This window comes from Martinezella lusitana, from assembly GCF_016901135.1.
Taxonomy (GTDB): Bacteria; Pseudomonadota; Alphaproteobacteria; order Rhizobiales; family Rhizobiaceae; genus Rhizobium; species Rhizobium lusitanum_D.
In genome coordinates this window covers 422,688-440,448 of record NZ_JAFEVL010000020.1, presented here as the reverse complement: position 1 = coordinate 440,448, position 17,761 = coordinate 422,688, and the positions used below count along the sequence as shown (strand labels likewise).

Here is a 17,761-nt window from a genome sequence, read left to right as displayed (position 1 = left end):
GTGGAAGACCCATCCAATCCAGAAAACGGGCCGAAGACGGAGCCCGGGACGCAACAGGAGAGCGGAGCCGAAAGGCCACCGCGCCGGAAGCGCTATTTCTTTCTGCGTATCGATTCATGGATCGACTCCACCTTGTGGAATGCCGGTTTCCGCCTTGCCGAAGCCTGGGAAGATATCACGATTTTCTTCCGACGCTTCCGCGTGCGCGGCTGGAAGCGCATCGTTTTCGAACTGCTCGGCGAAGGCCTGACGCTCGGCGCGGCCGGCTCCGTCGTCATGCTGATGCTCGCCATGCCGGCTTTCGACGCCACGCAGGGCGACTGGCGCAACCGCGGCAACTTCGCCGTCACCTTCCTCGACCGCTACGGCAACGTCATCGGCCATCGCGGCATCATTCACGAGAATTCCGTTCCCGTAGACCAGCTGCCGGACTATTTCATCAAGGCGGTGCTTGCGACGGAGGACCGGCGTTTCTTCGACCATTTCGGCATCGACGTGATCGGCCTGTTCCGCGCGGTGACCGTCAATGCGCAGGCCGGCGGCGTCGTCCAGGGCGGCTCGACGCTGACGCAGCAGCTTGCCAAGAACATCTTCCTCAACAACGAGCGCTCCATCGACCGCAAGATCAAGGAGGCCTTTTTGGCGATCTGGCTGGAAGCCAATCTCTCCAAGAAGGAGATCCTCAGCCTCTATCTCGACCGCACTTATATGGGCGGCGGCACTTTCGGCGCGGCAGCGGCAGCGCAATTCTATTTCGGCAAGAGCATCACTGACGTCAATCTGGCGGAGGCCGCGATGCTCGCTGGCCTGTTCAAGGCACCGGCGAAATATGCGCCGCACGTCAATCTACCGGCCGCGCGCGCCCGTGCCAACGATGTGCTGTCCAACCTTGTGCAGAGCGGATTGATGACCGAGGGCCAGGTGATCGCCGCACGGCGCAATCCCGCCTCCATCGTCGACCGCGCCCAGATCGACTCTCCGGACTATTTCCTCGACTGGTCCTTCGATGAAGTGCAGCGGCTTGCCACGCGTTTTCCGGAACGCTCGCTGATCGTCCGCACGACTATCGACATGGGGCTGCAGAAGGCGGCGGAGGATTCGATCCAGTCCAGCCTGATGGAATATGGCGAGCGCTACCATGCCAAGCAGGGCGCCAGCGTTCTCATCGAAAGCGGCGGCGCGGTCCGCGCCATGGTCGGCGGCAGCGACTACGGCGAAAGCCAGTTCAACCGCGCGACCAGGGCGCTGCGCCAGCCAGGCTCCTCGTTCAAGATCTACACCTACTCCGTGGCGATGGAGAACGGCATGACGCCGACATCCACCATCGTCGACGCACCGATCACCTGGGGCAACTGGAGCCCGCACAACTACGAGAACCGCTATGAAGGCAAGGTGACGCTGACGCAGGCGATCACGCAGTCGATCAACACGGTTCCGGTGCGTTTGGCCAAGGAGAAGTTCGGCATTCAGCCCATTCGCGACATGGCCAAGGCCTTGGGCGTGGAGACGCCGATCCGCAACGACAAGACCATTCCGATCGGCACATCGGAAGTGACCGTGCTCGACCAGGCCACGGCCTATGCGGTTTTCCCGGCCGATGGCATGCAGTCGCGGCGTCACGGCATCGAACAGATCACCGGCTATGACGGCAAGGTGATTTATGATTTCAGTCGCGACGAGCCGCCCGCCAAGCGCGTCCTCAGCGAAAAAGCCACCTCCTACATGAACCAGATGCTGACACAGGTTCCGGTGATCGGCACCGGCCGCAAGGCAGCGCTGGACAACGGCATCGTCATCGGCGGCAAGACCGGCACAACTCAAGCCTATCGCGACGCCTGGTTCATCGGCTTTACCGGCAACTATACCTGCGCCGTCTGGTTCGGCAACGACGACTATACCTCGACCAACAACATGACGGGCGGCACGCTGCCGGCCATGACCTTCAAGAAGATCATGGACTATGCGAACCAGGGTGTCGTGCTGAAACCAATTCCAGGCATCAGCAATCCGTTCCCGGCGCAGAAGCCGCAGACGGTGGCGGCTAAGAAGCCGGCGAGCACGACGGATGGCGGCCTGCCGCCACTCATTAGACCACGCTCGCTGTCGGTGGATTCCACGAAGATCCTTCGCGATATCGGTGAAAGGCTGAAGACGGCGCCGGCGCTCGAAGCGCAGAAGTTGGCCGCCGCGGAATAGCGACGTCGGGAGAAAGGGTAACGAGGCCCGCGATCGGCCTCCGCTCTTTTGGGCTTTCCACCGAAAAGATACAGGAAAACATCTGAACTCGACATCCCAGCTGCGGGAGCAAGCAACCCCGGCAGATGCTCGCATTCACGAGGCTCCTTCCCGCATTTTTGCCCATCCGTGATATCGACCCAACGCCGCCCGACGACGCCCGCCCTTCCCCCTACCGTCAGAATCAGGAATAAATCGACACTGATTTGTCACGAGGACGATCCCAGGGTGTTCCGAGTTCCCCTTCTTGTTGCGCTTTCACTGCTGATCGCCTTCGGCGGCGGGATCGTGTTCACGCTTTTTGCGCTGGATGTGACCTCCGGTTTCGGTGCGATCAAGCTAGGCGTCTGGCAGGCGTTTCCGGAAATGCAAACGGCCGATGCCGATCCCTATGCCAAGTCACATCGCGCCCGCGCGGGCCGATTGCTCTATGGCACGGCGGAGGGGTTGGTGTTCACCGCTTCCGACGATAGTGCAGGCGGGCGGCTGACGACAAGTTGCAGCTATCGTATCAGCGGCCAGACGCCGCCGGCGCGGCTCTGGACGCTTTTCATCGCGGGCAATGACGGCGAACCGCTGGCCGGGCCTGCGGGACGACCGTCGACGATCAATTCCTGGGTCGTGCTGCGCAATCCGGATTCAAGCTTCGACATTACCATTTCGCCCGATGCCCATGCAGGCAACTGGCTCGCGCTACCCGCCGCCGGCAATTTTCGGCTGGTGTGGACGCTGCTGGATTCGCCTGCGGCCAGCAATTCCGGGCTGATCGATCTGACCATGCCGAAACTCGAAAAGATCGGATGCGGCCATGTTTAGGTTCGTTTTCGCTGTTCTGACCGGCCTATTCGGCGCAGCGCTGCTGCATCTCGTCATCATTCTGTCGCTGCCGCATTTCTCCGATCGCGACGCCTATACCCGCGTCTCCGACGAGGGCGACGAGAACCATTTCTACATGCTCGACGACAAGGATGACGATGCGGGGCTTTCCAATACCGACCCCTATATCCGGACCGCGGTTTGCGCATTCGACATCGAAGACAAGCCGGTACACCTGACCGCCAAAGGCAAGGTACCCTTCTGGTCGCTAGCCGTCTACGACGCGGCATCCAACGAGGTGTTCAGCATGAGTGACCGCACGTCCGTCGGCGGTACGCTCGATTTGCTTTTGGCATCTCCCATACAGCTCACGGGTATCCGAAAGGCCCTGCCGCCGTCTCTTGCGCAATCGATCCTCGTGGAAGTGCCGCGCACCGAAGGCTATGCGGTTCTGCATACGATGGCGCCGCAAGCCAGCTTCGACGATGCGGCCCGTGACTTCCTGTCGGAAGCCGGCTGTGACGAATTCAATGACAACTGAGAATGGGCCAGAACAAAGTTTGAGCCCAAGGCTCGCGGGACAATCGCTGCGATCTGCGGGCTGCGTACCGCAGCGAAAATGTGTTGTCGCGATGCCGATGCCACCGCGACGGTCCATGTGATGGGCAGCTACTTGCTTTTTGCCCGCTTGCCCCCCGCCCCCGGGCGGTCGGTTGCGGTGTCCAGATGCTCGTAGCGAACACCGGTAAACAGCAATATTTTTGCTTCCACCGGCTCCTTTTGAGCGCGTGGCGGCATTCGCGATCGCCGCTCCGAAAGAGATATGATCTTTGCCATTCTCGTCTCCATTTGCGTCTCGAGACGGATGAACTTGCGACTGATTTCACCCTGCCCGTCCTCAAAACGGGCTAGCGCTTCCTCCGATCCCAGCCCCATGCTTTGGGCCAAGACGAAGACATTCACGCCTTCTCACGGTATTTACTGGACACCGTGGCATGGGCACCGATTGCGGCTCCCATGCTAACTTTATTGACGACCGCATTCTGCAAATCACTGCTTTTGGCCGAATTCAGACATGGCGCGGTTAACAGAATGCTAATCATCGTCGCACTTCACCCTTGGCACGAGCCGTCATGCCCTAATAACGCTGTGAAGGCAGGATTAGTTTCACCAGCCGACGAAAAATCACCGGAATCGATTTGGCTATGAAGCCCTGTAATATCATATTCTTAAGTGAATGATTGGCGCCGCCCGCGAATAGACAATCGACCATCGCGTTGCAAAAAAGCGTCACACAAATATTATTTGCGCTCACAAAAAATTAACGTATTGTCAAAGCGAAAACTGAGGGCGATGCAATGCATGCGACGGGCAATTCCGTCTTCTTACCTGAGGATGTCATGGTCCTGCGCGGTGCGCTCGATACATGGTGCACGGAGAAGCGGATCGATATCACAAGTGCTGAAGCCCAGCTCGCGGCCTCCGCTGCCATTGGACTATTTCAGTCCGGCTACAATACCTCCGAAAAGCTGCTCGCCGCGCTGCGTGAGCAGAGAGGCATCTAGGCACCTTCTCCCCAACTAGACTGTCTTCCCAACTAGACTGTGATCGAAGCGAAACGCGCGGCTTCAGGCAAGCCTGCAATGCTTTATGGCGACATGCCAAGCCAAACCCCTATAGGTTGAGCCGTCACATCAATGCCTCGCTGCGAATGCGTTTCGCAGCAGGCTGATCGCCCTTGGCTGCGGCTTATCCGGCATAAATCCCGCCGATATCCTCGCGCAAGCTTAACGCGCAATTTTTATTGGCATTTTAATAAAGTTTTCATCAACCATTAACCCTGCCGGCCTTAGTCTTCTGTGAAAGCCAGACAAGGACGACCGTGTCCACACCCGTTTCGACAATCGCCGCCAAAGCCGTTCCCAACGGTAAAAGGGCGATCCGGCACGACCGGAAAGAGGCGCGGTGGGGTACAGGTCCGACAATCCGGCTCCCAGCGTTTTTGTTCTGCGTATCAGTATGGGTGTTGGCGTGCGTGACCGGTTTCGAGACCTTGAAGAGCCTGCGACAGTCCGCAAGAAGGACGTGGTTCTAATGGCGACGATCACCAGCTTCGAAGGCATGAACCATCCGTCGAAATCGGAACTCCGCCAGTTTGCCGAACTCTTCACGCCGGTTTTCCAGGCGTCGTCCGATGAGGCAAAGCGCCAGGCCGTCGCCGCCCTTTCCCAATGTCCGACAGTGCCTCAGGCCGTTGCCCTGTTCATCGGTTGCCAGCCGATCGCGATCGCCGCTCCGTTCCTCACCAGCTCGCAGGCGATTGATGACGATACGCTGATCACCATCGCCCGCACGCAAGGGGCAGCGCATGCGCGGGCAATCGTCCGCCGTCCGTCCCTATCTCCCAAGGTCATCGACGCGCTTGTCGGCCTGCACCAGGCCGAGCCCGATCGCGGCATGACGACAGCGGACGCCCCGGCAAGGGAAGCATCGCCGAAGACCGGCCCGACGGAATCCGAACGGCTGTCGCGCGAAGAAGCATTGCGCCAGCAAATCAAGCAGGCCGCGCGTCATCTGGCCCGCGACGATCAGGATCGCCTCGGTTTGCGCAGCCTCAGCGAAACGCAGGAAGCCCTGCTCGTGCGCTTCGCGCGAGAACGCGATGCACTGCAATTTGCCGCCACATTGGCCGATGCGCTCTCCTCCAGCCATTGGCTCACCGAGCGCATCTTGATCGATACATCAGGCCAGCAGCTGGCGGTGACGCTGGTCAGCCTCGGCATGGGCCTCGCCGACGCAGTCTATTCGCTTGAGCGCTTCTACCCGCATCTTGCGGAGCGGCATGGCAGCGTCAGCCGCGCATGGCTGGTTCTGGATGGCATCGATACCGAGGAAAGCCAGGCAAGAGTGGATGCATGGCGCCGCGCCGACAGCTACACCTATCTGCCCCAGGGCAATCCGGCCCCTCGCCCCGCGGAACCGCTCATCGGCGCCAGGTCCGGTGCGATCCGGGAGCTGCGCGTGGTCGGCCGGCGATAGCGGCCATCAATCCAGAGGATTGGGACGTTGGTCAACGAGCGGGACGATATCGGCGATATCGTCGGTCTCCAGCTCGATGATCCATAGATCCGGATCGAATTTCAGTTCGCGCTCGAGGGTCTGGCGAATCTCGGCGGCTTCCTTGCGTTCGATGCGGATCTCGAACAGGCGGGAGCCGCTCTCCTCATCGTCAAAGAAGCTCTGCGGTGCCGGGGCATAGAGGGTCTCCGATCCGTCGCGGAACCGTTGGCGGATGAAGATCGCTCCGGCCTGCTCCTCGCCCTTCCGCTCGACGGCGGCAAAATCGCCCCGGGCGAACAGACGCCGGGTCAAGGCGGACACAAAGATGTCGCTGCGCAATCTCATGGCCGAGCTATAACGAGGAGCGGCCGGCGAAGCAATTGAACCCGCGGACTAAAGCGCGCCAATATCCTGCAGCTTCTTCAGGACGGCCACGTTCGGCTCGCCGGTTTCCGGCAGGCGATAATGCTTCTGGAACCGGCGGATGGCCGCCTTGGTCTGCTCGCCGGCGACGCCATCGATGCTGACATTGCTGTAGGCGATGTTGCTCAGACCCTTCTGGATCTGCATCACCATGTTGACCTTGTCGACCGCATCGCTCGGCGCGACCTTTGCAGCGACTGCTCCGGTCTTCATGTTCTTCTCGGCGTTCTGGATGGCGGCGGCAACCGGGTCGATGGCTTGCGCGGTGGCGGACACGTTGACGGGGCGATCCGCAGGAACAGCGGCAACGCTCGTCTTGCTAGCAGGCACCGTTCCGGCATTGCTCGCCTTCAGCGCGGCCAGGAGCTCAGGTGTGGGCGCGCCCGTCTGAGCCATGCCGGACGCCTCCTGGAAGAACAGAATGGCTGCTGTCGTGCGTGATCCGGTAACGCCGTCGGCTGCGCCATCATAGAGACCATGACGGATGAGTTCGGCCTGGACGTCGGCAACCAGCTTCGATGGGGCGGCGGCCGGCGCTTGCCCGGCGGCCGGGCTCGCCGCCTGACCGGCTGCGGCAGAAGGCGTGGAACCGGTTGTGGAACCCTGTCGCTCGATGCGGAACGTCGTGACATTACCGGCATCAGCCTGCTGCGCATGCAGGAACGACTTGCGGCCGGGGATCTGATAGGGAGCGCCAGGATCGCGCGTACGCAGCAAGGGCGACGGATGCGCGCCTGGCTGATACCAAAGCGCATTGGCGGTTACAAAGCCGAAAACCCCGAGGAAAAGAGCAACGCCGCCGACGATTGCTGGATGCTTGCCGACCGCGCCGCCGACAAGGCCGGCGAGAGCGCCCGCGCCGCGCAGCCCAAGGCCGCCCAACGCGGCACCGCCGCGCAGGCCGAGGCTGCCCACGGCAACCGCTCCACGAGAAGCGAAGCCGGGCTGCTTGCGCTTGCCCTTGCCTCTTCCCTTAGGCGATTTTCGCTTTTGCGGGGCCATTCATCTCTTCCTCGTTTCGCCTTTCACTCATCTCCATACTATGTTTCAGGCGCGGCGGAAAATCGACAGGGCGATTGGCATCCACAGACTGTTGTGCCGTCAAGGTGCCCGAACCGTCGAACGGAATAAGGATCGTGATCACCGTGCCCTCGCCTGGTGCGCTGGCGATCGAGAAACTTCCGCCGTGCAACGCCACCAGCCCCTTGACCAGCGACAGGCCGAGACCGGTGCCGGCATAGCGGCGCGTATAGTCGTTCTGGATCTGCACGAAGGGCTGTCCGAGCGAAGCCAACCGCTCGTTTGCGATGCCGATACCGGTATCGCCGACCGAGAGCTTCAGCATCCCGTCAGCCAATGCCGCATCGACGGTGACGGCGCCGCCCGCATCGGTGAACTTGATCGCATTGCCGACGAGATTGATGAGGATCTGCTGGAGAGCACGCTGGTCGGCAACGATCTCGCCGAGGCCGCGCTGAACGCGGCTCGTCAAGGTCAGCCCCTTTTCCTTCGCCTGCAGCGCCAACATGGCTTCGCATGCGGCAATGGAGTCCTCGATCGGGAAGGACTCGAGCAGAAGCTCATAGCGCCCGGCCTCGATCTTGCTCATGTCGAGCATGGTATTGACCACGGACAACAAGTGCGCGCCGGACTGGCGGATCAGGCCGACATATTCCCGCTGGCGATTGTTCTCCAGCTTGCCGAAATATTCGCCGCCGAGAATATCGGAAAAGCCGAGGATCGCATTGAGCGGCGTGCGCAGCTCGTGGCTGACGGCAGCAAGGAAGCTCGACTTGGCGTCATTGGCCGATTGCGCCTCCGCGGTCTTGCGCGCGGCATCCTCGCGAAGCTGCTGGTCCTGCGAGATATCCCGCAGCTGACCAACGATCGCCGTCAATCGGCCTTCGCCGTCGCGTCGTGCCGTCAGCTCCATGCGGACATGGACGAACTGCTCATCCCCACCCATGACGGTCGAGCGTTCCAGACGCAGGTCCACGCCGAATGCATCACGACCCTGACGCAGCACATCGACCGCCTGCAGAAAGAGGATCCGGTCTGAGACATGGATCTGCTCGATGAAGCCGCGACCGGTCGGGTCTCGCATCCAGCTCAGGAATTCCGCGCGATCGCGGCCGCCAAGGGTGGTCACGTTGCCTTGTGGATCCAGCAGAAGCACGAGGCCGAAAGCGGCTTCCAGCATTAAGTCATGATGCTCGACGATGACGGCCTCGGTGGTTTGGGGATCAGGTCTCTGGCGCGACAGCGCGATGCTGCCGACGGCCGAAAACAGGAAAGCGGCGCAAACGGTGGCGACGCCGGCGGGCAGTGCCACGGCCGGGCTGGTGACAAATGAAAGCCCGATGGGAACCGCAAAGAGTGCCACGGATGAGGCAAGCGCAAGCCGGCGCAGGATCGCCAGTTCCTGCCCACGGACTTCGCCATTCCCGCTCGTCCGGGAGAGCCAGCTTCCGCCCACCCGGTCTACGAAGGCTCCAGCCCCGACAGTCATGTTACTCAATACGCGCACACTACAACCCGTCAAAACGGTCACTTATTGGACCTCACAATAGGCTCTGGCGACTTAAGGAAAGAATAAAGGAAAGCCCCGCCGACCGGCCGAAAAAGCGCCAAGATCCCGTTTTGACGCAGAATGCGGGACCTTTGTTTTTTGTGGTTAACAGCGGGTAAGCAACGGATTTTATTTAGATTTCCGCCGCGCGTTAACTTTTGCGGCAGGGCCTGTGCCCGCAAAGCCCTGCATATCAGGCGGATAGGGCGAGACATGCTTAACAGCAATCGCTACAATTTGATCTAAATGCGGTTCGAATTTAGAAAGCTAAAATTTGAATCAAATTAGCCGAAAATGCCGCTGAGTTTTGAAAAGTGATGTTGTCCTCTGCCGGATAGGTTCGAACCACATCGGACAGACAAGTCCGAATCGGCGACCGAGCCGGATGACAGAGAAGGTGGGCAAGGAAATGTGGTTTCTGATTAGAACAGGGTTCTGGTTCTCGCTGGTTCTCATGTTCCTGCCGATCTTTGCGAAGCCCGAAGGCGACCCCCGCCCGGCGGGAGAGCCGACCGTGCAGGTCTCCGACGCGCTTTCGGCCGCCACCGGCGTCGTCCAATATGTCGGCGCGATGTGCTCCGAGAAGCCGGAAGTCTGCATGAAGGGCGGCGAGACGCTGACGGCGCTCGGCTATCAGGCTCGCGATGGCGCACGCGTCGCCTACGATCTGCTCGGCCGTCACTTCAAGGATCAGGCCTCGGGGACGCCTGCCGACAATACGGCAGCGCGCGCAGGCCAGGAACAGGCCGCCGCCATCACACAGCCGATGCCCGTCAAGCGCGTCATCGGCACCGAAACCGCCGACGTCTTGATCACCGGCACCGTCAAGCTGCCCTCTTCCGTGCCACTGCCGATGCCGCGTCCGCGAACCTGACACCTTTTCTTTGGCCCACCTTGCGCGCCGCAGGCCTCGACAGGCCAGCGGCGTTCTTTTTATCCGCGGGTTCAAATCACCCGTCGTTTCGCCTATATCCAAAGTCGATGGATAAATTGGATCGATATGATGGCAACGCTTGACAAGATCATCGAGGACTTTTCCTTCCTGGACGACTGGGAGGATCGCTACCGCTACGTGATCGAGCTCGGCAAGGCGCTGCCCGATCTACCGGAGGATAAACGGACGCTGGAAAACAAGGTGCAGGGCTGCGCCAGCCAAGTCTGGCTCGTCACGCATGCGTCCGGCGATCCTGAAAATCCGATCCTGACGTTCGAAGGAGATTCCGACGCACATATCGTGCGCGGACTGGTGGCGATCGTGCTTGCAACCTATTCCGGCAAACCGGCGTCCGAAATCGCCGCGCTCGATGCGCTCGATGTCTTCGGCAAGATCGACCTCGTCGAGCATCTCTCCTCGCAGCGCGCTAATGGACTGCGCTCCATGATCAAGCGCATCCGCGAAGAAGCCCGCGTGAGAGCCGCAGCATAGGCTCGGCTAGCGTCACGATGATAGACAAAACCCGGCTCGCAAGCCGGGTTTTTCTGTAGACCAGCTAGGGCGGTTACGCGTCTCACGGAATCGCCTAACCGCTCTATGTTATTGTTCTTGCGCAATTCCGGACGGAAAACCACTACGCACTTTTCCTGAAATCGCTCCCGGGCGCTTAACGAGTGCCGCGCTTGCGACGCTGGCCGAGACCCATTTCCTTCGCAAGCCGTGAACGTGCTTCCGCGTAGGCTGGCGCCACCATCGGGTAGTCTGCCGCCAGATCCCATTTCTCGCGATATTCTTCAGGCGAGAGACCATGATGGGTCATCAGGTGACGCTTCAGCGACTTGAAGCTGCCGCCGCATTCCAAACAAGTGATTTGATCATCCTGTACAGATTTGCGAACGGATACGGCCGGCTTCTGCTTTTCAACCACGGTAACGGCAGGAGCCGGAGCCGAGGTGCTGCTCAAGGCGGAATGTACGTCGGAAATCAGATTCGGAAGGTCGCTGACCGGGACGACATGGTTGCTGACATAAGCCGCGACTATATCGGCTGTCAGCTCAACCAGTAACTCGTGCCCATTGCCAAGGGCCGTATCTGTCATTTTGTTCTCCTGTTCATCGGCTTGCCTGCTGGCCGCGCCTCCATTGAGCGCGCAAGGCACAGCATTGCTGTATGATCCGCGCGGAGCCCCGGAAATCATGTCGATTCCAAGTCTCGTTGCGCCGGGCAATCCGCGCAAACGTATTGCCCGCATTCGTAGCAGCCTCCAGCAAAAAGCGGTGCTTTACGCCACGTTTCTTATCGCGTGAAATCCACCCCTAGACCTCATGCGACGAAAACCGCTTCTATACCGTCTGATGTCAGAATTAGTGATTACGGAAAATGATCCCCAATCGTTAACCGGAAGAAAGCTTTGTTCAGCTTTGCTCCAAAGAAAGATCAAAGCATCGAGAACTTACACCCGGCCGAGACTAACTCAACATCAAAACTCTACTTGAATCTGAATTAGCACTCTTTACCCAAATGTCCAGTTTTTAATCCCATCATTTCTTCTCAAAAATCTCATCTATTAAAAATAGATAACTAAAGAGGCGAACATGTATTGCTTTTCCGACAATCTTTGCGTTTGTTAGCCCCTTGTTTTGGACAGGCGCTTCGGCATTTGTCCCGTCAACAGTTCGTCTCGCACCGAGGGCAACGTCAACCGATGGCCGGCCTTATGTGCCGCGCGTGCAAGAAGATGCGCCGAAATCGGCGCAGTCAGCACGAAGAAGACGAAACCTGCCAAGGCTCGGGCCAATATCGATAAGTCCTGCGAATGAATACCGACTGCAAGTAGTAAAAGACCGGAACCAACAGTTCCGGCCTTCGAAGCGGCATGCATGCGGCTGTAGAGATCGGGTAGACGAACGATGCCGATCGCTGCGACCAGCGAGAATAATGCGCCTGTCAACAGCAGAGCAGCAACAATGACAGCCCAGAACAACTCCACTAGCGCCCTCCCTTCTGCCGCCGACTATTCTTGCGGGTTTTCTTGCCCTGCTGCGCGTTGCCACTGTCCCGCGCCACGTGAGGTTGCTCCGGTGCCTTGGACTGCCCGTGCGTGAGGATGAAACGGGCAAAGGCAACGGTAGCAAGAAAACCGACAAGGCCAAGCGAAATGGCAATATCGATATAGAGCGTGAAGCCGGTCTTGATGGCGATGACGGCGATGAAGCCGATGGCGACCGCCACCAGCATGTCGAGCGCCAGAACCCGATCCGGCAATGTCGGGCCGGCAACCACGCGATAGACGGTCAGCAAAAAGGCGATGCTCAGAATGCCGAGCGCTATCATAGCGGCGGCCGAAACGATGGATGCGGCGATCATCGGAAAGCCTCCATGATCCGACGCTCGAAGCCCTCGGCAATGCTCCGCCTGATGGCGTCCGGATCGGAACAGTCGAGCGCATGCACGTAGAGGATCTTCCGGTCATCGGAAACATCGACGGAAAGGGTGCCCGGTGTCAACGTGATGAGATTGGCAAGCAGCGTGATTTCGAAATCGCGGTCGACGGTTAATGGAAAGGCGAAAATCCCCGGCTTCACATCCATCCTCGGGCTCATGACAGCCACGGCGACGGCCCAGGCGGATTTGGCAAGCTCACACAGGAACAATAGCAACAGCGCGAGTATTCGGCGAACGCGACCGAGGTAAAGGACGCCGCCATAGGATGACCGCACGATCCCAAGCACAACAGCCGCGAGTAGAAAGCCGAACACCAAATTCATGAAGGAGGCGCTGCCGGTGACGGCGGCCCAGACGATGGCAAGCAGCAGGTTGAAGACGAACAGGATCATTGCACGCCCCCCGCAGCAGGAAAGACAGAGTGCAGATAGGCGGATGGCTCTTCAAGGCCTGCCGCGGCGCGCTGCGTCAAATGCAAAAGGCGCTCTGGGAAAAGGCCGAAACCGACGACCAGCGCGGCAAGCGCGAGAAGCGGCAGACCGGCCTGCCATCTGATCGGCTCCACGGCCACAGCGCCTCCCTCACTTCCCGGGCGCCAGTACGCCAGCAGGAAGACCCGGCCGAAGGCGATCGTCGTGAGGAAACCGACCAGCAGGATCGCGGCCGCCAGCCACCAGGCGCCAGTTGCAAGCGCCGCCTTCACCAGGACGACCTTGGGCCAGAAGCCGGAAAAAGGCGGCAGGCCGCTGACGGCGAAGAACAGCACCAGCGAAAGGCCGGCGAACCAACCGCTCCGCCGGTAAAGCCCACCGAGCGAAGTCAGGGAAAAGCTGCCGCCGAGCCGGGCAACCTGGCCTGCCAGCAGGTAGAGTGCCGTCATCAGCACCATCGAGTGCAGCGCGTAGAAGATCGTCCCGCTGAGACCATCGGCGCTGCCGAGTGCCACGCCCGCCAGCATCGTGCCGATGCCCGATATGACCATGTAGCCAAGCATGCGCCGAATATCATTTTCGCCGAGCGCACCCAGCACCCCGACAAGCATCGTCGCGATGGCAACAACGGTGATGACCGGGCCGAGCTCGGCGCGCTCAACCGGCAGCAACATGACGAGAACTCTGATGAGAGCATAGACGCCGACCTTGGTGAGCAGGCCGGCGAACAGCGCCGAAACGGTGATGCGCGGCGTATGATAGGAGGCGGGAAGCCAGAAATTGACGGGGAAGGCAGCCGCCTTCATGCCGAAGGCGAGCAGGAACAGGCCAGCCAGCGTCATCAACGGCGCGGTGTTGTCGCCGGCCCTCGCCTTCATCGCGATGTCGGCCATGTTGAGCGTGCCGAAGATGGCATAGAGATAGCCGACGGACACCAGAAACAGCGTGGTGGCGATGAGGTTCAGGACGGCATATTTCAACGCGCCGTCGATCTGCTCCCGCTCCGAGCCGAGGATCAGCAGGCCGAAAGACGAAATCAGCAGCACCTCGAACCAGACGTAGAGATTGAAGACGTCGCCGGTCAGGAAAGCGCCGCTGACGCCGGCAAGCAGCAGCAGCAGGAATGGGAAAAAGCCGTAGCGGCGCCCGCTGGTGACAATCTCGCCGAGCGAATAGATGCCGCCCGCGAGCGCGACGACCGCCGCCGTCAGGGCCATGATCGCGCCGAGAAGATCGACGCTGAAGGCGATGCCGAACGGCGGCAGCCATCGGCCCATCACCATCGTCACCGGCCCATCGCTGGCGACCCTGTAAAGCAAGGCGGCATCCACCAGCACCAGCAGCACTAGGCCGGGAATGGCGATCCAGGCGTGCCATTCGGTGCGGTTGCGCAACATCAGAAGTATCGCACCAAGGCTGATGCACAGCGCCACCGGCAGGATCACCAGCCAATGCCCGAGCGGCACCGGCGCCGCCACCAGCGCGGCGGAGAGATCGACAGCGGCGTCGGCTGGTCCTGCCATATCGCTAGTACCCCAAAGGCGGCAGCGGCCGCTCGTCCGGTTCGGCCACCAGCATCTCGCCGGTATTGTCCGTCTTGAGGTCCTGATAGGCTCGGTAGGTCAGGACAAGCAGAAAGGCGAGAAACGAAAATGAGATGACGATCGCCGTCAGGATTAGCGCCTGCGGCAGCGGGTTGGCAGCAGCCAGATCGAGCGTAGTCGCACCTCGCGGGATGATGGGCGGCACGTCGGGGGTTACCCGGCCGGCGGTAAAGAGCAAGAGGTTGACGGCATTGCCCAGGATCGCGATGCCGAGCATGATGCGGATCGAGAATTTCGACAGCATCAGATAGATTGCGGCCGCAAAGAACAGGCCGACCAAAGCGGAGAAGACGACCTCCATCAATCCACCTCCCGCTCTTCGAGCGCGAGCGCGATCGAGGTGATGGCACCGACGACGACCAGATAGACGCCAATATCGAAGAGCATGACAGTGGAAAGCGGCACTTCGACGCCGAACAGATGCGGATAGATCCACAGCCCGGTCATGAACGGCACACCGGAGAAGACGGACAGGAAACCGGCGACGGTCGCCGCCAGCAGGCCGAAGCCGGCAATCGCCAGCGGATGAAACATGATCGCGCGCCGCACCGCCGTCACGCCGCAGGCAATGCCATAGATCGCCAGGGCAGAGGCGGCGATCAGGCCGCCGATGAAGCCGCCGCCGGGCTCGTTATGGCCGCGCAGCAGGACAAAAACGGAAAAGAGCAGCATCAGTGCCGTGAGAAACGGCGCGGCGGTGCGGAAGATCAGCGTGTTCATGAACGCCCAGCCTCCAACTTTTCCTCCAGATCAGGATCGTTGGCCGCAAGCTTACGTTCGCCGCCTGCCCGGATGCGGATCAGCGCCAAGATCGCAAGCCCGGTAATGGCCACAACGGCGATCTCGCCGAGCGTGTCCGTGCCGCGGAAATCGACGATGATCACATTGACGACATTGTCGCCATGGGCAATCAGCTTCGAATAATGATTGAAGAAGGCCGTCAGCGTCAGGTCGAAGGGTGTCTGCGTCGCCTTCAGCAACAGGAGGCCGAAGCCGACACCGCAAGCAATCGCAAGCGCGGCATGGGCGACCATTTTCAACGGTGGACGGCGATCGGAGGAAGACAGACGCAACCGCGTCATCACCATGGCAAGGATCACGACGGAAAGGGTCTCGACCATGAACTGCGTGAACGACAGGTCCGGCGCGCCGAACAGCAGGAAGATGACGGCCACGGCAAAACCCTGAATGCCGAGCGAAACGATGGCGGTCAGCCGGTCGCGCGCAAGGACGACAGCAGCAAGCCCGATAACGGCGATGAGGAAGATCGTCGCCTCATGCCACTGCAAATTCGGCCATGCGGGGATTGCCGGCAGTTCGCCATGGATGACGAGCGGGATCAACAGCGTGGCTGCAAGGCAGGCAAAGGTTACGGTGACATAGATTTCCAGGCGGCCGGGCTGCAAGAAGCGAGAGATGACGTGCGACAACCGCACCAGGCCGGAAATGAAGCCATCGAAGCCGCGATCCGGCCCCGGGCCGAGAGCCCGTAAGACGACCGACATGAGAAAGCGGGCGCGATCGAGCTTCCAATAGACAAGGATGCCGAGAAGAACGGTCACGACCGAGAGTGCCAGGGGCAGACCGACATGCGGGATGAGCGAGACCGAGATCTGCAATCCCTTGCCGCTGACGGCACTGGCCATCGGTGACGAGACATAGGCATGCCATAGACCCGAGAGCAGAGCCGAAGCGAGACCGAGCAAGGCAAGCACTACCGGTCCGAGCCAGAGCAATGGAGGTGCTTCATGCGGATGCTGCGGCGTCTCGGTCATCGGTCCCAGGAAGGGCTTCAGCGCCACGGCAAAGGCGATGGCAAACATCAGCGCGTTGCCGGCAACGGCGACGATCGTCAGAATGATCGCGCCCGGCGAAGCTTGCGCCAATGCCGCATAGATCTCCTCCTTGGCGAGGAACCCGAAGGCGGGCGGCAGGCCGCCCATCGAGATGGCGGCGATCAAGGCGGCGGCGAAGGTCAGCGGCATAGCGGAGCGCAGACCGCCCAGGCGCGTGATATCTCGCGTTCCCGTCTCGTGGTCGACGATGCCGGCGATCATGAACAGAGCGCCCTTGAACAGCGAATGCGCCACCAGATAGAGCACGGCGGCTTCGATGGCATAGTCCGTGCCGAAGCCGGTGAGCAATACCAGCAGTCCAAGCGAGGAAACCGTCGTATAGGCGAGCTTCAGCTTCAGATCGGTCTGCCGTATGGCGAGCAAGGTTCCGACCAGCAGCGTCGCAGCGCCGAAAACCGGGAGGATCGTCTGCCAGGCCATCGTCCCACCCATGGCCGGATTGAGCCGCATCAGCAGATAGACGCCCGCCTTCACCATGGTGGCGGAGTGCAGATAGGCCGATACGGGTGTCGGCGCTTCCATGGCGTTCGGCAGCCAGAAATGAAACGGAAACTGCGCCGATTTGGTGAAGGCGCCGCCGAGCACCAGGATCAGGGCTGCAAGATAGAGCGGGCTTGCGCGCAGTGTATCGCCGGCTTTCAGCAGGTCGGACATGGCGGCGATGCCGGTGATCTGCCAGATCAGCAGCAGGCCCGCGAGCAACAGCAGCCCTCCGCCGCCGGTGACCACCAGTGCCTGCAGCGCCGCCCGGCGCGACGCCTCCCGCTGATGGTCGAACCCGATCAGCAGGAAGGAGGTGATGGAGGTCAATTCCCAGAAGACGAACAAGGTGAGGAAACTATCCGAAACGACAAGCCCGAGCATAGAGCCCATGAACAGGAAGATGAAGGAGAAGAAGCGCCCGAGATCAGCATGCCCCTTGAGATAACCACCTGAATAGAGAACGATCAGCGTGCCGATGCCGGTGATGAGCAAGGCGAAGGTCAGCGACAGGCCATCGAGCAGCCATGAAAAGCGCAAACCGAGGCTCGGCACCCAATCGAAACCGTCCCGGATGACCTGTCCTGAGGCAATGTCGGGGAGAAACCTCGTAAAATGAAGAAAGGCCAGCGCAGGAAGCAGCGCCAACGGCCAAGCCGCATGGTGACCAAACCGCCGAACGATGACGGGCGCGATCAGCGCACCGAAAAAGGGCAGACATAGAGCCAGGAATGTCAGGCCCGCGAAACCGGCCATGTCCTCTCCCTGCTGAACACCAATGCGGAATCCGGCAAGGCCGGAGCTAGGTTGCAGGGATAGGCGAAAGGCGAGACCGTCTCAAGTCCTGCGGGAATAAAACCGGGATTAAACCACTGAAATCGGCTTTAGACAGGAACAGCCTATAAGGT

19 protein-coding genes are annotated in these 17,761 nt (G+C 60.5%); 7 read left to right on the top strand and 12 right to left on the bottom strand.

Annotation, left to right across the window (positions count from 1 at the left end):
* The 3 genes from JTP94_RS09325 (at window position 1) to JTP94_RS09315 (ending at window position 3,592) form a co-directional block, all read left to right on the top strand.
* Entirely contained in the window at window positions 1-2,196 is a 2,196-nt protein-coding gene (locus JTP94_RS09325) for a transglycosylase domain-containing protein (protein ID WP_204850222.1), read from the top strand.
* A 267-nt stretch (window positions 2,197-2,463) separates the two neighbouring features.
* Window positions 2,464-3,051, top strand: coding sequence for a DUF1214 domain-containing protein (locus JTP94_RS09320; RefSeq protein ID WP_204850221.1), 588 nt, complete (start codon window positions 2,464-2,466; stop codon window positions 3,049-3,051).
* Entirely contained in the window at window positions 3,044-3,592 is a 549-nt protein-coding gene (locus JTP94_RS09315; RefSeq protein ID WP_204850220.1) for a DUF1254 domain-containing protein, read from the top strand. The genes JTP94_RS09320 and JTP94_RS09315 overlap by 8 nt, the downstream gene beginning before the upstream one ends.
* A 128-nt stretch (window positions 3,593-3,720) precedes the next feature.
* On the opposite strand, the gene JTP94_RS09310 is transcribed toward JTP94_RS09315, so the two are convergent.
* Window positions 3,721-4,014, bottom strand: a complete 294-nt coding sequence (locus JTP94_RS09310) for a hypothetical protein (RefSeq protein ID WP_204850300.1) — start codon at window positions 4,012-4,014, stop codon at window positions 3,721-3,723.
* Window positions 4,015-4,409: 395 nt separating this feature from the next.
* Here JTP94_RS09310 and JTP94_RS09305 point away from each other — a divergent pair, with 395 nt between their 5' ends.
* Together JTP94_RS09305 and JTP94_RS09300 are read left to right on the top strand one after the other, a co-directional pair.
* Window positions 4,410-4,616: a hypothetical protein gene (locus tag JTP94_RS09305; protein WP_037193743.1), complete on the top strand. Its 207-nt coding sequence runs from the start codon at window positions 4,410-4,412 to the stop codon at window positions 4,614-4,616.
* 466 nt (window positions 4,617-5,082) lie between these two features.
* Entirely contained in the window at window positions 5,083-6,090 is a 1,008-nt protein-coding gene (locus tag JTP94_RS09300) for a DUF2336 domain-containing protein (RefSeq protein WP_204850219.1), read from the top strand.
* A gap of 6 nt (window positions 6,091-6,096) precedes the next feature.
* On the opposite strand, the gene JTP94_RS09295 is transcribed toward JTP94_RS09300, so the two are convergent.
* Genes JTP94_RS09295 through JTP94_RS09285 form a run of 3 tightly spaced genes read right to left on the bottom strand, consistent with a single transcriptional unit; the run spans window position 6,097 to window position 9,043 of the window.
* A complete protein-coding gene (locus JTP94_RS09295) occupies window positions 6,097-6,456 on the bottom strand; it encodes a DUF1491 family protein (protein ID WP_204850218.1) in 360 nt (119 codons plus the stop codon).
* 48 nt (window positions 6,457-6,504) lie between these two features.
* Window positions 6,505-7,536 carry a peptidoglycan-binding domain-containing protein gene (locus tag JTP94_RS09290; RefSeq protein ID WP_204850217.1) on the bottom strand — a complete coding sequence of 344 codons (1,032 nt, stop codon included), beginning with the start codon at window positions 7,534-7,536 and terminating at the stop codon, window positions 6,505-6,507.
* The gene (locus JTP94_RS09285) at window positions 7,508-9,043 is read right to left on the bottom strand and encodes a HAMP domain-containing sensor histidine kinase (RefSeq protein ID WP_204850294.1); all 1,536 of its coding nucleotides are present in this window, start codon (window positions 9,041-9,043) and stop codon (window positions 7,508-7,510) included. Before JTP94_RS09285 ends, JTP94_RS09290 begins: the two co-directional genes overlap by 29 nt.
* Window positions 9,044-9,512: 469 nt before the next feature.
* Here JTP94_RS09285 and JTP94_RS09280 point away from each other — a divergent pair, with 469 nt between their 5' ends.
* Window positions 9,513-9,977: a DUF5330 domain-containing protein gene (locus tag JTP94_RS09280; protein WP_204850293.1), complete on the top strand. Its 465-nt coding sequence runs from the start codon at window positions 9,513-9,515 to the stop codon at window positions 9,975-9,977.
* A gap of 129 nt (window positions 9,978-10,106) precedes the next feature.
* Entirely contained in the window at window positions 10,107-10,529 is a 423-nt protein-coding gene (locus JTP94_RS09275) for a SufE family protein (protein ID WP_204850216.1), read from the top strand.
* 175 nt (window positions 10,530-10,704) lie between these two features.
* Here JTP94_RS09275 and JTP94_RS09270 read toward each other — a convergent pair whose 3' ends face one another.
* The 8 genes from JTP94_RS09270 to JTP94_RS09235 all read right to left on the bottom strand — a co-directional run bounded on the left by JTP94_RS09270 (window position 10,705) and on the right by JTP94_RS09235 (window position 17,609).
* Window positions 10,705-11,136 (bottom strand): MucR family transcriptional regulator, encoded by a 432-nt coding sequence (locus JTP94_RS09270; protein WP_034507962.1) that lies wholly within the window; start codon window positions 11,134-11,136, stop codon window positions 10,705-10,707.
* 528 nt (window positions 11,137-11,664) lie between these two features.
* Entirely contained in the window at window positions 11,665-12,027 is a 363-nt protein-coding gene (gene mnhG, locus JTP94_RS09265) for a monovalent cation/H(+) antiporter subunit G (protein WP_204850215.1), read from the bottom strand.
* Window positions 12,027-12,404, bottom strand: coding sequence for a cation:proton antiporter (locus JTP94_RS09260; protein WP_204850214.1), 378 nt, complete (start codon window positions 12,402-12,404; stop codon window positions 12,027-12,029). Before JTP94_RS09260 ends, mnhG begins: the two co-directional genes overlap by 1 nt.
* Entirely contained in the window at window positions 12,401-12,874 is a 474-nt protein-coding gene (locus tag JTP94_RS09255; RefSeq protein ID WP_204850213.1) for a Na+/H+ antiporter subunit E, read from the bottom strand. The genes JTP94_RS09260 and JTP94_RS09255 overlap by 4 nt, the downstream gene beginning before the upstream one ends.
* Complete coding sequence (locus tag JTP94_RS09250) at window positions 12,871-14,436, bottom strand: Na+/H+ antiporter subunit D (protein ID WP_204850212.1); 1,566 nt, start codon at window positions 14,434-14,436, stop codon at window positions 12,871-12,873. The genes JTP94_RS09255 and JTP94_RS09250 overlap by 4 nt, the downstream gene beginning before the upstream one ends.
* A 4-nt stretch (window positions 14,437-14,440) precedes the next feature.
* On the bottom strand, window positions 14,441-14,818 hold the full coding sequence (locus JTP94_RS09245) for a Na+/H+ antiporter subunit C (protein ID WP_204850211.1): 378 nt from the start codon (window positions 14,816-14,818) through the stop codon (window positions 14,441-14,443).
* Window positions 14,818-15,237 (bottom strand): Na+/H+ antiporter subunit B, encoded by a 420-nt coding sequence (locus tag JTP94_RS09240; protein WP_092572868.1) that lies wholly within the window; start codon window positions 15,235-15,237, stop codon window positions 14,818-14,820. The genes JTP94_RS09245 and JTP94_RS09240 overlap by 1 nt, the downstream gene beginning before the upstream one ends.
* The gene (locus JTP94_RS09235; RefSeq protein ID WP_204850210.1) at window positions 15,234-17,609 is read right to left on the bottom strand and encodes a putative monovalent cation/H+ antiporter subunit A; all 2,376 of its coding nucleotides are present in this window, start codon (window positions 17,607-17,609) and stop codon (window positions 15,234-15,236) included. Before JTP94_RS09235 ends, JTP94_RS09240 begins: the two co-directional genes overlap by 4 nt.
* Window positions 17,610-17,761 lie beyond the last annotated feature (152 nt).

Coding starts and splice junctions, on each gene's coding strand:
- JTP94_RS09315 (WP_204850220.1), top strand. CDS start 3,044: ATGTTTAGGTTCGTTTTCGCTGTTCTGACCGGCCTATTCGGCGCAGCG.
- JTP94_RS09250 (WP_204850212.1), bottom strand. CDS start 14,436: ATGGCAGGACCAGCCGACGCCGCTGTCGATCTCTCCGCCGCGCTGGTG.
- JTP94_RS09240 (WP_092572868.1), bottom strand. CDS start 15,237: ATGAACACGCTGATCTTCCGCACCGCCGCGCCGTTTCTCACGGCACTG.
- JTP94_RS09290 (WP_204850217.1), bottom strand. CDS start 7,536: ATGGCCCCGCAAAAGCGAAAATCGCCTAAGGGAAGAGGCAAGGGCAAG.
- JTP94_RS09305 (WP_037193743.1), top strand. CDS start 4,410: ATGCATGCGACGGGCAATTCCGTCTTCTTACCTGAGGATGTCATGGTC.
- JTP94_RS09285 (WP_204850294.1), bottom strand. CDS start 9,043: ATGACTGTCGGGGCTGGAGCCTTCGTAGACCGGGTGGGCGGAAGCTGG.
- JTP94_RS09295 (WP_204850218.1), bottom strand. CDS start 6,456: ATGAGATTGCGCAGCGACATCTTTGTGTCCGCCTTGACCCGGCGTCTG.
- JTP94_RS09280 (WP_204850293.1), top strand. CDS start 9,513: ATGTGGTTTCTGATTAGAACAGGGTTCTGGTTCTCGCTGGTTCTCATG.
- JTP94_RS09235 (WP_204850210.1), bottom strand. CDS start 17,609: ATGGCCGGTTTCGCGGGCCTGACATTCCTGGCTCTATGTCTGCCCTTT.
- JTP94_RS09245 (WP_204850211.1), bottom strand. CDS start 14,818: ATGGAGGTCGTCTTCTCCGCTTTGGTCGGCCTGTTCTTTGCGGCCGCA.
- JTP94_RS09275 (WP_204850216.1), top strand. CDS start 10,107: ATGGCAACGCTTGACAAGATCATCGAGGACTTTTCCTTCCTGGACGAC.
- JTP94_RS09260 (WP_204850214.1), bottom strand. CDS start 12,404: ATGATCGCCGCATCCATCGTTTCGGCCGCCGCTATGATAGCGCTCGGC.
- JTP94_RS09270 (WP_034507962.1), bottom strand. CDS start 11,136: ATGACAGATACGGCCCTTGGCAATGGGCACGAGTTACTGGTTGAGCTG.
- JTP94_RS09255 (WP_204850213.1), bottom strand. CDS start 12,874: ATGATCCTGTTCGTCTTCAACCTGCTGCTTGCCATCGTCTGGGCCGCC.